General features: G+C 72.3%; 12 protein-coding genes and 1 pseudogene. 5 read left to right on the forward strand and 8 right to left on the reverse strand.

All coding sequences use genetic code 11. The features are described 5' to 3' along the window. Positions 1 to 194 precede the first annotated feature (194 nt). Positions 195 to 1,244: an aldo/keto reductase gene (locus tag AB0H62_RS13780; protein ID WP_360586187.1), complete on the reverse strand. Its 1,050-nt coding sequence runs from the start codon at positions 1,242 to 1,244 to the stop codon at positions 195 to 197. Between the two features lie 105 nt (positions 1,245 to 1,349). On the opposite strand from AB0H62_RS13780, the gene AB0H62_RS13785 reads away from it, so the two are divergent. Together AB0H62_RS13785 and AB0H62_RS13790 are read left to right on the forward strand one after the other, a co-directional pair. After that, a complete protein-coding gene (locus tag AB0H62_RS13785) occupies positions 1,350 to 1,934 on the forward strand; it encodes a TetR/AcrR family transcriptional regulator (protein WP_220247861.1) in 585 nt (194 codons plus the stop codon). A 181-nt stretch (positions 1,935 to 2,115) separates the two neighbouring features. Then, positions 2,116 to 2,319, forward strand: coding sequence for a hypothetical protein (locus AB0H62_RS13790; protein WP_220242073.1), 204 nt, complete (start codon positions 2,116 to 2,118; stop codon positions 2,317 to 2,319). Here AB0H62_RS13790 and AB0H62_RS13795 read toward each other — a convergent pair. From AB0H62_RS13795 to AB0H62_RS13810, 4 genes are all read right to left on the reverse strand, one after another. Continuing rightward, positions 2,300 to 3,202 (reverse strand): LLM class flavin-dependent oxidoreductase, encoded by a 903-nt coding sequence (locus AB0H62_RS13795; protein ID WP_360586190.1) that lies wholly within the window; start codon positions 3,200 to 3,202, stop codon positions 2,300 to 2,302. The two genes, AB0H62_RS13790 and AB0H62_RS13795, sit on opposite strands and share 20 nt — an antisense overlap. A gap of 29 nt (positions 3,203 to 3,231) precedes the next feature. Beyond that, positions 3,232 to 3,993, reverse strand: coding sequence for an ABC transporter permease (locus AB0H62_RS13800; RefSeq protein ID WP_360586192.1), 762 nt, complete (start codon positions 3,991 to 3,993; stop codon positions 3,232 to 3,234). Between the two features lie 144 nt (positions 3,994 to 4,137). Then, positions 4,138 to 5,409, reverse strand: a complete 1,272-nt coding sequence (locus AB0H62_RS13805) for a HAMP domain-containing sensor histidine kinase (protein WP_360586194.1) — start codon at positions 5,407 to 5,409, stop codon at positions 4,138 to 4,140. 4 nt (positions 5,410 to 5,413) lie between these two features. Beyond that, on the reverse strand, positions 5,414 to 6,106 hold the full coding sequence (locus AB0H62_RS13810; RefSeq protein ID WP_220242078.1) for a response regulator transcription factor: 693 nt from the start codon (positions 6,104 to 6,106) through the stop codon (positions 5,414 to 5,416). A 191-nt stretch (positions 6,107 to 6,297) separates the two neighbouring features. Here AB0H62_RS13810 and AB0H62_RS13815 point away from each other — a divergent pair, with 191 nt between their 5' ends. From AB0H62_RS13815 to AB0H62_RS13825, 3 genes are read left to right on the forward strand one after another with little or no spacing between them, the layout of a single operon-like run. Next, positions 6,298 to 7,455, forward strand: a complete 1,158-nt coding sequence (locus AB0H62_RS13815; RefSeq protein ID WP_360586196.1) for a hypothetical protein — start codon at positions 6,298 to 6,300, stop codon at positions 7,453 to 7,455. Between the two features lie 27 nt (positions 7,456 to 7,482). Next, positions 7,483 to 7,842 carry a BlaI/MecI/CopY family transcriptional regulator gene (locus AB0H62_RS13820; RefSeq protein ID WP_220242080.1) on the forward strand — a complete coding sequence of 120 codons (360 nt, stop codon included), beginning with the start codon at positions 7,483 to 7,485 and terminating at the stop codon, positions 7,840 to 7,842. Between the two features lie 4 nt (positions 7,843 to 7,846). Continuing rightward, the gene (locus tag AB0H62_RS13825; protein WP_220242081.1) at positions 7,847 to 8,854 is read left to right on the forward strand and encodes a M56 family metallopeptidase; all 1,008 of its coding nucleotides are present in this window, start codon (positions 7,847 to 7,849) and stop codon (positions 8,852 to 8,854) included. A 159-nt stretch (positions 8,855 to 9,013) separates the two neighbouring features. Here AB0H62_RS13825 and AB0H62_RS13830 read toward each other — a convergent pair. From AB0H62_RS13830 to AB0H62_RS13840, 3 genes and pseudogenes are all read right to left on the reverse strand, one after another. Continuing rightward, positions 9,014 to 9,550, reverse strand: a pseudogene (locus tag AB0H62_RS13830) (polysaccharide deacetylase family protein); the annotation flags it as partial. Beyond that, positions 9,457 to 10,506 (reverse strand): glycosyltransferase, encoded by a 1,050-nt coding sequence (locus tag AB0H62_RS13835; protein WP_360586199.1) that lies wholly within the window; start codon positions 10,504 to 10,506, stop codon positions 9,457 to 9,459. The gene AB0H62_RS13835 and the pseudogene AB0H62_RS13830, both read right to left, overlap by 94 nt. A gap of 104 nt (positions 10,507 to 10,610) precedes the next feature. Further along, a complete protein-coding gene (locus tag AB0H62_RS13840; protein ID WP_360586201.1) occupies positions 10,611 to 12,251 on the reverse strand; it encodes an alkaline phosphatase family protein in 1,641 nt (546 codons plus the stop codon). Between the last annotated feature and the right edge of the window lie 104 nt (positions 12,252 to 12,355).

Consider the following 12,355-nt stretch of genomic DNA (forward strand, 5'->3'; position numbering starts at 1 on the left):
TGCGGCGCCAGGCTTTCCCACCGGGACCTGGGATCGGCACCGCTCTGGTACCGCCGGATTCCCGCGGCCTCGTTCGACGTCGCTGATGTCCTTGCAGAACAACGACCCGTGTTCGGTGGCGAGCGTCTGAACGGCGAGTCCTCGGTCCGGGTGTGTCGCTTGTGGACCTGCTCTGCCGAACACCGGCCGGCCGGCTACGACAGGGCCATGCCGGGCACCCGCGCGCGGATGGCGTCGAGCTCGGCCTCGTCGGAGATGCCCTGCCAGTCGTGGCGGGGGGTGTAGGGGGTGATGAGCGAGCGAACCTCGTCGTCGGTGAGGACGACGTCCAGGGAGGCCACTGCGTCGTCGATCTGCTGCACCGACCCGGCACCGACGAGCGGGGCGGTCACCACCGGCTGGCGGTGCAGCCAGGCCAGGGCGATCTGCGCGCGGCTCACGCCGTGTGCGGCGGCCACCTTGCCGACGGCGTCCGCGATCGCGCGGTTCGACGCCTCTTCGGCGGGCGAGTAGAGCAGGTCGGCGAAGTCGCCGTCGGTCGCGGCCCGGGCGGTTGCCTTCGCGTCGTCCCAGGCGCGGGCGAGGCGGCCTCGCGCCAGTGGGCTCCAGATGATCGTGCCGACACCTTCGTCCAGGCACAGCGGGATCATCTCGCGCTCCTCCTCGCGCTGCAGCAGGTTGTAGTGGTCCTGCATCGACACGAACCGCGCCCACCCGTGCTCGCGCTGCAGGTGCAGGGCCTTCGCGAATTCCCAGGCGTGCATGGAGGACGCGCCGATGTAGCGCACCTTGCCCAGCTTCACGAGGTCGCCGAGGGCCTCGAGGGTCTCCTCCAGCGGCGTCGCGTGGTCGTTGCGGTGCACTTGGTACAGGTCGATGTAGTCGGTGCCGAGCCGCCGCAGCGAGTGGTCGACCTCGGACATGATCGCCTTGCGCGAGAGCCCCCTGCCGTTGGGACCGGGACGCATCGGGTGGCGCAGCTTGGTGGCGATGACGACGTCGTCGCGATCCGCGAAGTCCTTCAGCGCGCGTCCGAGGATCTCTTCGCTGGACCCGTTCGAGTACATGTTGGCGGTGTCGAAGAAGTTGATGCCGGCCTCGAGCGCGTGCTTGATCAGCGGGCGGGCGTCCTGCTCGCCCAGGGACCAGACGGGATGGCCGCGGTCCGGCTCGCCGTAGGTCATCGCGCCGATCGCGATGGGCGAGACGTCGAGGCCGGTGGTGCCGAGCTTCACATAACGCATGGGGAGTGTCTCCTGTCGAGGAAAACTTGCGGAGGATCCTCCGCAAGTACCTCCGAAACTAGCGGAGGATTCTCCGCGAGTCAAAGGTGGGGCATGATCGGAGACATGACCGACGGGACGCCGAGCACCTACGGCACACAGCGCAAAGCGGCCGCGCGCAACCGGGTCGCGATCATCGAAGCCGCGCACGAGCTGTTCGCGCAGAACCCCCTCGTGCCGCTGAGCGAGGTCGCCAAGCGCGCCGGCGTCGGCGCCGGGACGCTCTACCGCCACTTCCCCACCCGCGAGGACCTGATCCTGGCGGCCTACCAGCACGACATCGACCGCCTCACCACCACCGCCGACGAGGTGCTGGCCCGCCAGCCGTCGGCGAAGGCCGCCTTCATCGAGTGGTTCGAGACGCTCGCCGCGTACATCCGCATCAAGCACGGCCTCGGCGACGCGCTGCACAGCGCCGCCGCCCAGGACCTGATCACCGCCTCCTGGGCCCCGGCCACCGCGGCGGTGACCAAGCTCGTCGACGCGTGCGTCGCGGAGGGCACCATCGCCCCGGGTCACGACCCGGCGGACATCATCCTGCTGATGAGCTTCCTCTGGCGGGTCCCGAACAACGACGCCGGTGCGGCCCAGGGGCGGCGGCTTGTGGCGGCGGTTTTCTCGGGGTTGCAGGCGCCGCCGCAGGCGGTTTGAGGCGGCGATTTCCGGGCGCGCAGCCGCGCTGGTCGGACAGCAGCGTCGAAGAGCGATTCGCCAAGGTATTTCGCCACGGGACCGGTCGACGCCGGGAAGTACGAAGGAGTAGCCGCCGCCGAAGGGCCGTTCCAGGTCTGCGCCGCCGACGCTCAACAAGCCCGGGGTCACGATGCAGGAAATGGTCAAGACTGCGCCGCCAGAAAACGCTTTCTCCAAGGGTTCGAGCACGAGCACGCCGCTCGCCTCCGAGGTGAGGGAAAACCTTGCGGTCGCCCAGCCGGGCCAGGAGCGTTTTTCCCGCGGGCAAACGAAGGTGATCACCAAAAACCCGCCGAAGTCGTTTCAGGGCAACGGCGTGACGGTCACCTCAAGGCCGGGATGATCTCCTTCGCGATCACGTCCGCGTGCCGGGCCTGGTCGTACAGCGGGGTGAACAGGATGAGCTCGGCGCCGGCGACGATCACCTCGCGGAGGGCGCGGACGCAGTCGTCCGGGGTGCCGGCGATCGCGGCCGCTTCGATGGCGGGCGGGAGGGCGCCGTAGAGCGCGGTGAGCTCGGCGTTGACGCGCCCCCGGGCGCGTGCGGCGTCGGCGTCGACCGCGAGGTAGACGCGTTTGGCGATCTCGAAGTCCGGGCGATCGCCTTGCGCCCGGACGAACCGCACCTGCTCGGCGAAGTCGGCCGTCGGGGTCGAGCCCGCGCCGAAGAACCCCGTGCCCAGGTCGAGGGCGCGCCTCAGCGCCTTCGGCCCGCTGCCGCCGAACCACAGCGGCGGGTGCGGCTTCTGAAACGGGCGGGGTGTGATCGTCGCGCCGGACAGCTGCCAGAACTCGCCGTCGTGGTCGACGCTGTCCTGTGTCCACAGCTGTTTGAGGAGCTCGACGCCTTCGGTGAACCGGGCCAGGTAGCGCTCGGGCCGCATGCCGAACGCCGGGAACGGCCGGTTCTTGCCGCCGGAGCCGACGCCGACCTCGAGCCGGCCCCGCGACAGCTGGTCGAGGCTGCTGGTGCTCTTCGCCAGCTGCGCGGGGATGTGCAGCGTGGACACGAACACCGTGCAGCCCATGCGCAGGGTGTCGGTGCACGCGGCGGCGAACGTCATCGCCTCCATCGGGCTCAGCTGCGGGCGCCTGCCGAACACGGCCTCCTGCGTCCACGCGCTGTGGAAGCCCGCCTCCTGCGCGCGCACCAGGTAGTCCCGGAACGCACCAGGATCGAACGAGCCGTCGGAGTAGTACTGCGGAATCGCGATCGCGTACCTCATGATCACCGATCCTACGGCCACCGAGCGCCTCAGGTGCCCGAACGCAGCGTCTCGACCGGTTCCATGCGCGCCGCCCGCATCGCCGGGTACAGGCCGGCGAGCAGCCCGACCAGCGCACCCGTCACCGGTGCGCCCGCGGCGAGGGACAGGTCCAGCACCGGGGTCCAGCCGTTCACCGCGGAGACGACCACCACGGCGATGATCCCCGCGCTGCTGCCGAGCAGGCCGCCGAACAGCCCCACGGTCACCGATTCCACGAGGAACTGGGCCGCGATGTGCCGGCGGCGCGCGCCGAGCGAGCGGCGGAGGCCGATCTCGCCGACGCGTTCCAGCACGGTCACCAGGGTGACGTCGGCGATGCCGATCGCGCCGACCACCAGGGAGACCAGCCCGAGCACCACGAACAGGCCGTTGATGTCGTGCTCGACGCCGCCGCGCAGGCTCGCCGGGTCGGGCGGCGCCAGGACCTGCAGCGAGTCGTGTCCGTTGGGGCTCAACGCGATCGGCGCCTGGCGGGCGATCAGGCTCGCCGCGCCGAGGTCCGTGCGGATGAGGACCTTCGTCGGCGCGCCGGCCGCCAGCCGGTCGGCCGCCGTGGTGTACGGGAGCACGACGGAGGTGTCCAGCGCGCGATCCAGGTCCAGTCGCCCGTTGCCGAGGATGCACGCTTCAGCCGGCTCGACGTCGTCGGCAACAACGCCGGATACGGGCTCTTCGGCGCCATCGAGGAGGTCGGCGAGGAACGGGCCCGCGCGCAGATCAAGACCAACCTGTTCGGCGCTGTGAATCACCCAGGCCGAGGTACCGATCCTGCGATGACCAAGCCCGGCGACACCAGGCGTGCCGAGCTGACGGAGTACGCGTCGGCGCTGCCCGCGCGGTGACCGTTTCTCGCTCGGCACCGGCCCCACGGTCGCCCCGCGACGCACCTCGGGTCAGGGCTCCAGCGGCAACAGCAGGGTGAAGAGGGCCGGCCGCGGGCGCGTCAGGCGCAGCCGCCCGCCTTCGGCCTCGGCCAGGCGGCGCGCGAGGGCGAGGCCGATCCCGGTGCCGCGGGCGCCGGGTGAGCGGCGATGGAATACGTCCGTGCCCGGGGTGATCCCGTCGCCTTCGTCGGCGACGTCGACCGCGAGCACTCCGCCGGCGTCGCGGGCGGTGATCGTGACGGTGCCGGCGCCGTGGCGCAGCGCGTTGTCCAAGAGCACGGTCATGATCTGCCGCAGCACCGGACCGGACAGCCGCGCGCCCGCGACGACGGGTTCCACGGTCAGCACGAGCTCGCGTCCGGGCCCTGCCAGCGCGGGCGCCCACTCCAGCTCGAGGGCGGCGAGCTCGTCGGCCGCAGCGGTGGCGTCGCGCACCGGCGGAGTGTCGCGGGCGAGGGCGAGCAGGTCGGTGACGGTCCGGTCGAGCCGCCCGGTCGTCGCGACGCCGGCCTCGACCACGTCGCGCAGGTTCGCGCGAGGGTTCTCCAGCGCGGCCTCCAGCTGCAGGCGAAGGCCGGCGAGCGGGGTGCGCAGCTGGTGCGACGCGTCGGCGGAGAAGGCACGTTCACGGGCGAGCAGGTCGTCGAGCCGCACGGCGGTGGAGTCGAGGGACTCGCCCACCGAGTCGATCTCGGGAATCCCGGCCCGGCCCGCGCGGATGCTGAAGTCGCCGTCGCCGAGGTCGCGCGCGGTCGCCGACAGCTGTTCGAGCGGGCGGGCCAGCCGACGCGCCTGGCGGCGGGCCACCAGGTACGCCGACAGCAACGCGACGACGGCGAGGCCGGCCATGCCGAGCCAGGTCAGGCCGGTGTGCCAGTAGACCTCGGTGCGCGAGGTGGCCGCGCGGACCTGCGCGACGACCGTTCCGTCGTCGTCGAGCGGGACGATCACCACGAGGTCGTCGTCGGTGTCCGCGGTGACGACGCCGTCCGTTTCCCCGGCCGGGGCGAGCGCGGGCGGGCCGACGCCGGCGAGCAACGCGCCTTGGGGGCTGTAGACCGCGACGGAGGTGGGATCTTCGGTCTCAGGAGTGCGATCCGGCGTGCGGTGGCGCAGGAGGTCGCCCGAGACGTCGAGCGCGTAGGCGTCGGCGGCGCGTTCGAGCTCGGCACGCTCGGCCGTGACGAAGTAGCGCGCCACGGCGACGGCGAGCGGGACGCCGAACAGCCCGATCGCGACCAACGCGGCGAGCACCGTCGTCAGGACGATGCGGCGGCGCACGGGCTCACCCTTCCGGTTCCTCGAGCCGGTAGCCGTGCCGGCGCAGCGTGGCGATCTCCGGCATCGGGCCCACACCGCCGGCCTCGGCGAGTTTGCGCCGCAGCGTGGCGATGTGGACGTCGAGCGTTTTGGTCGAGCCGAACCAGTGCGCGTCCCAGACGTCGGCCATCAGCGTTTCCCGGCTCACGGCGTTGCCCGGTTCCTGTGCCAGCCGCAGCAGAAGCTCGAACTCCTTGGCCCGCAAAGGAAACTCGGTGCCGTCCACAGTGACCCGCCGCGCCGCCGGGTCGATCCGCAGCCGGCCGAGGGTGATCTCGCCCTGGCTCCGGTCGGTCGAATGGCGGCGCAGGTGCGCCCGAAGGCGGGCGTGCAGCTCGCCGAGCGGCACGGGCTTGACCAGGTAGTCGTCGGCGCCCGCTTCGAGGCCGACGACCACGTCCATCTCGTCGGCGCGCGCGGTGAGCATCACGATCACGCAGGCGGGCAGCGCGCCGCGCAGCTCGCGGCAGACCTCGGTGCCGTCGAGGTCGGGCAGGCCGAGGTCGAGCAGCACCAGGTCGCACGGCTGATTCGCGGCGTCGTGCAGGGCGGTGCGCCCGTGGGTGTGCCACGCGACTTCGTGCCCGTGCTGGGCCAGGCTCGCGTGCAGGACCTCACCGATGGTGCGGTCGTCTTCGACGAGGAGAACTCGGGCCATGCGCCGAGAATATCCGCGTTTACGGGTTTCGGTGCGGGCGGCGATCATTTTGCCTTGCGCTAACCTGACTGGAACCATTTCTTACCTCCGGCCGGGGTGAAATGCGTTCCCGTTCACCGTCGAATGCGTTTTTCCCGGTCGCTAACCCGCGGCTTTCCGGGCGTGCACCAGGCCCGGAATAGCTTGCGGACATGTCCGCTGATCAGCCCTTCCCGCGCCCGGTTCCGTCCCCGCAGGCACCCCTGGGCCCACGGCCGAAGCGCCGTCGGCGCCGGCTCGCGCTCCTGGTGATCGCGGCCCTGCTGGCCTACCCCGCCGGCACCTACGGCTACGCGCTCACCTATCCCGGCGACGCGAGCGTCGCCGTCCGGACCGTGGATTGGCTGCGTGACCTCGGTCTCGGCGGTGTGGTCAACGCCGTCGAGAACTGGTGGTTCACGCGGCACCCGCCCTCGAGCGCACCGCCGCCGCCCGGCGACCTGCCCTCCACGGGAGGCATCGCGGCCGGCGGGGCGGGTCCACGCCCGCGAAACCTGCCCGTCGGTCCGGGCGCGGCCGCCGGCGCGGGCGAATGGCTCCCGGGCGCGCGCAGCGGCGGCCAGGTAGCCGAATACACGACGTTCCTCCAGCCCGATCCCGCCCACGCGAGTGTCGTCGCCGGAGTCGCTTGGCTGAACCAGTCACTGGTGCGCACACAATTGTTCTCCGGCACGAAAGACCCCGGCGGTCCCGGCCCGGCCGCGATTCCCGCCGAACTGCACGGCACCCTCGTCGCCGCGTTCAACTCCGGTTTCAAGCTGAAGGACTGCAACGGCGGCTACTACCTCGCCGGCACCACCGTCGCGCCCCTGCACGACGGCATGGCATCGGTCGTGATCGACGACACCGGACGCGTCTCCGTGGCGCAATGGGGCCGTGACGCCACCATGAACCCGCACCTCACCGCCGTGCGCCAGAATCTCGACCTCGTGATCGACCACGGCGCCCCGGTCCCCGGCCTCGACCTCAACCCGGCAGGTCACTGGGGCAGCGCGTCGAACCAGTTCCAGTACACCTGGCGCTCGGGCCTCGGCACCGACCGCGCCGGCAACCTCCTCTACGTCGGCGGCACTGGACTCACCCTCCACACCCTCGCCGACGCCATGGTCCAAGCCGGTATCCGGCAGGGCATGGAGCTCGACATCCACTCGCCGATGGTCACGTTCAACAGCTACCGGCCCGACGCACCGGGCATCGGCCCGGACAAGCTCCTGCCCACCATGCCCGGCAACCTCACCCGTTACCTGCAGGCCGACCAGCGTGACTTCTTCGCCACCTCACTCCGGTCCCGGCCGCCGACGGCACCGTGAACTACGACACCAGTGTAGATTTGCGTCATGCGCAGGGGACCTGGTGAGCTCGAGGCCGAAGTGCTGGCCGTGCTCTGGCAGCACGGCGCGGCCTCCGCGGCGGACGTGCGGCAACGGCTCGGCGACGACACGCTCGCCTACACCACCGTGGTGACGATCCTGTCCCGCCTCTACGAGAAAGACGTCGTCACGCGGGAGAAGCGGGGCCGCATGTTCGTCTACAGCCCGGCGGAAGACGCCCCGGGCCTGGCGGCGCGGCGGATGCGCGCGGTACTCGACGGAGAGGCCAACCGCGAGAGCGTGCTGGCCCGGTTCGTGTCGAACCTGTCGGCCGACGACGAGCAGGCGCTGCTCAACCTCCTTCAGCACGACCGAAAAGGCGAGTGAGACCGTGGGCGCCGGCCTGCTCGTTCCGCTCGTCCTGCCGGCAGCGTCGTGGCCGGTGGCCCGCTGGCTCGCGCCGCGGCTGTCACCGCGGGCCGCGACGCGGCTGCTGACGTTCCTGGCACTGGTGTTCGCGGCGGGCAGCGGCGGGGCTTTGGCCGTGGGTGCTCTCGCCGGGCTGTCGCTGGTGCCCGTGGTCGCCGAGCTCGGGCACTTCACTCCCGCGACGTTCACCGCCGGCATGCCGATCCCGGTGGCGATCGTCTGCTGCGCGCTTCTGATCGCCGCGGCGCTCTCGGCTGTGCACGCGTGCCACCGCCACTGGCGTTGGTACCGGCGGGTGCACGCGGAGCTGGACGAGCATTCCCGCGAAGGCGGCGTGGTGGTCCTGCCGGGAGCGGAGCCCGTGGCGTTCGCCATCGCCGGGCGCGGCGGCCGCATCGCCGTGTCCACGGGGATGCTCGCCGCGCTCGAACCCGGTGAGCGGGCCGCCCTCCTGCAGCACGAGCGGGCGCACCTGCGGTTGCGTCATCCGAGCTATGCCGCGGTCGGCGTTCTCGCCACGGCGCTGAACCCGCTCGTTCGCCCGCTGACGGCGGCGGCTCGGTTCGCGATGGAACGCTGGGCCGACGAAGCCGCCGCGTCCGGCGTCGGCGACCGGCGCGTGGTCGCGACGGCGGTGGCCAAGGCCGCGCTGGCGGACCGCGGGCACGGCTCGTACGCGCTCGCCGCCGGCGGCGGCCCGGTGCCGCAGCGGGTACGCGCACTGCTCGACGCCCCCGTGTCACCGCCGCGCCGTCGCGGCGTGCTGACCGCCTTCGCGGTTGCCGTGGTGCTCGGCTGCTGCGGCTGGTCCGCCGGCGCCGGCGCGCAGGCCGCGATCGCGTTGCACGCCGACATCGAGGCCGCCCAGCTGGCCTCGTGCGTTTCCGGCTCCGTGGTCGCACAGCGGCCCCACCGCGAGGCCGCGGTCCGCGCAGCCGGCCAGGATCGCCGGGAGTGCGCCGAGCGCTGAGCGCCACGAACCGACGGTCGAGGAAGCGACGTCGGAGTCGTGCAACAGGATCGTGCCACCGGGGCGAAGTCCCTTGTGGACTGTCGCGGCCACCGACGCCGGGGTCGCGCGGGCGGACCAGTCGAACCCCCAGGTCGTCCACAGCACGGGCCGCAGGCCCAGCTTTCGCGCGGTGATCAGGGAGCTCGTCGAAAACACCCCGTAGGGCGCCCGCAGCCACCGCGGCCGGACGCCGGCGACGTCGGTGATCAGCTCGGCCGTGCGCGCGAGGTCGTCGTGCAGGCCCGAGGGCGAACGGCGCAGGAAACAGCGGTGGTTCCAGCCGTGCACCGCGACCTCGTGCCCGGCAGCGACGATCTCGCGCCCGAGCTCCGGGCAACGGGCGAGCTCACGGCCGAGCACGAAAAACGTCGCTCGCGTCCCGGTTTTCGCCAGCAGCGCAAGGAAACGCGGCGTCGAGCGGGGATGCGGCCCGTCGTCGAACGTAAGCGCGACATGGCCGGGGTTGCCCACTCCCGCCAGCGCGGCGGAGCGCAGGGCCGGCAAGAACAACGCGGCCGGAGCGGCGTGGCCGGCGAGCGCGGCCAGAGCCGCCGCGCGGATCACCCGGCCACCTCGACCGGCAGGGCCGGCACGGTTTCCCCGGCCAGCGCGGCACGCACGGCCGGGCCGAGCGCGTCCGGCGTCCGCACCCACGGCACCGCGCCCTCCTGGTCCAGCACAGCGGCGTTGGCGCGGCCGTGGCCAGGCAGGCAGCGGTAGGTCAGCACCGGCAGCCCCGTCGCGAGGGCTTCGGAAGTCGTGAGCCCGCCCGCGTTCTGGACCACGACGTCGCACGCGCGCATCAGGTCGGCCATCGTGTCCACCCAGCCGAACACGTGCCGGAGGCCGGCGCTGCGCAGGCGTTCGCGCAACGCGTCGTTGCGGCCGCAGACGACCACGGGCTCGGCCGAGCCGTCGGCGCGCAGATCGGCCACCGTCCGCTCGACCTCGCCGACGCCCCAGGACCCGGAGACGACCAGGGCCAGCGCGCGATCCGCGGGCAGGCCGTACGCGAACCTCAGCCGCGTCCGCTCGGCCGTGCCGGCGACCGGCCGGAACGCGGGCGCGACCAGTGGCGGCGCGACCAGCACGCGGCCCGCGCCCCAGGCTCGCGCCTGCCGTGCCGCGGTCTCATTGGGTGCGACCGTCAGGTCGGCCTGCGCGCTCACGCACAGCCGGTGCACCGAGGGATCCGTCAGGTACGCCACCAGCCCCGGCGCGAGCCGTCCGCGCGCCCGCAGGTGCGCCGCCGCGTGCGTTGCGAGCGGGTAGGTCGACACGACCAGCCGGGCGTCGTCGCCCACCACCTCGGCCAGTCCGGCGGACGCGAGTGCCGCGAGCCGCCGGGCAGTCGCCGCGAGCGCTGGTGAACCGAGCGCCCCGAGCAGCCAGTCCCAGCTGCGCGGGGCGACCTGCAGCTGCCGGTGGTAGGCGCCGCACAGCGTCTGCCCGAGCCGGCCCGGCAGCAGGTCGAGGAAGTCGACGCGGTCGGCGCGCACTCCCCGCTCGGCCAGCCATCGGGCGAGCTCCCGCGCCGCACCGTCGTGCCCGGCGCCGACCCGCGCGGACACGATCACCACTCGATCGCCTTCGTAAATTTCTACAGGCATGTAGTAAATCTACATTCATGTAGTCACTCGAGGCTTCCGGGTGCGCCCGAACCTGTTTCGTCCGGTCTCCGGCGCCCGCACGAGCGGTGCGGGCGCCGGCCCCGCTACAGGCCGAGTTCCGGCAGCACGCGGGTGCCTTCCGCGCGCACCGCCGCGAGCGACCGCGGGTCGAGGTGCAGCAGCCGCAGGATCGTCGGCGCGATCTGCGTGGTCTCCACCGCGGCGCCGACGCTCCGCCCGCGGCCGATGCCGCGGACGACCAGGGGGACGGACCGGTCGTCGGCGGCGGCGCCGCCGTGTTCGGCGATCTTCGACTGCCCGCCGGTGAACACCACACCGGGCACGGTGAGGCCGACGAGGTCGGGCACCCGGTCGTCGCCGGGGCGCACGCCGAAGTAGCGAGCGGCGTCGGCTCCCGCGTGGACGGTCGTCAGTCCGGAGTGGACGAACGGCTTCGGCGCGCCGGTGACCCCGTTGCCGGTGCCGGACCGCGCGAGGAGGTAGTTCTTCGCGAACGTCGTGGCCGCGGCCGAGCGGTCGGTGAGCCACAGCAGCAGCGCGTCGTCGTCGGTCGACTGGGCCACGAGGTCGGCCGCGCCCGGGTGGGCCGCGCGCCACGCCGCGTTGAGACCGTCGAGCAGGGCGCCGTCGTCGATGCGGGTCAGCGCGTTCGGGTCGATCGGCGACTGACCGTGCTTGGCGGACAACACGATGGTCGTGCTGCGGTCGAGGTGGCGACGCTCGAGTTCCGCCGTGAAAGCACCGAGCTGTCGGTCCACGAAGTCCAGCGCCGAGCGCACGACCGGGCCGGGCGCGCCGCCCGCCAGGTACCCACCGGCCTGACCGCCGGAGACGGGGAGCTTCTGCGCGGTCGACACCGACTGGAAGTTCAGCCCGAACACCGCCGGCGTGCCGACCTTCGCGGTGCCGCTGTGGTCGTAGCCGTCGATCTCGTTGAGCACCGCACGGGCCTTGTACGAGTCGTAGCGCTGGGTCGCGGCGTTGTCCGTGGTCCAGTCCGCTCCGGACCCGCCGCCGGGCACCTGGCTGTTGATCTCCGGCGTGAACAGGTCCTGCACGCCGGTGCCGGACGGGCCGTTCAGCAGCTCGTAAGCGGGGTGCTTGTCCGACCACGCGGTGCGCAACCCGGCCTGGCGAGCCACCTCGAAGACCGTGTTCACCTGAAGGTACTGGTGCGGGTAAACGGGTTCGCACGTGCGCGGGTCGACCGGCAGCTTCGCCGGGTCGATGAGCGTGCGCGGGTTCCCGGTCATCTTCAGCACGCTGCCGGGCAGACCAGCGAGGCCCTGCCCGGCGTCGACGGAGCTCTTGTCGCGGTCGAGATCCTCGGTGTAGTCCACGACCGCGCCCGGTTTCCCGTCGACGCAGTTCGTGGTGCCCGCGGGCAGCAGCGCGTGGTTGTAGGTGGCGTCGTAGTACACGCCGGTCGTCGCGGGGTTGCCGCCGGTGACCTGGGCGACGAGGCCGGGGAACGAGTCCGAGGGCACGGGCGTGTTCGCGTGCGTGTACTGCGTGCCGTGCGCCACCAGGCTCGCGAGCGCCGAGTGCGGGTGGGCCGCGGTGTACCAGGCGAGGTCCGACTGGTGCATGCCGTCGACCGAGACGAGCAGCACGTGGCGCTGCTCGGGCTGCGCCGCGGCGGCCGGCAATGCCGTGGCGAACAATCCCGCGGCGGCGAGAAGAGCGAACAAAGGGGTACGCGACACGGATCTTCCTCCTGTCATCCGGCGCCCGCCGGCTGCGGCGCCCGGGGTATTCCAAGCCCCGGAAGAGGACTCCGGGAAACGCCGGAAAGAACAAAGCGTGAAATGACTTTCCGGATACAGCA

It is taken from the genome of Amycolatopsis sp. NPDC050768 (assembly GCF_040654155.1).
Lineage (GTDB): Bacteria > Actinomycetota > Actinomycetes > Mycobacteriales > Pseudonocardiaceae > Amycolatopsis.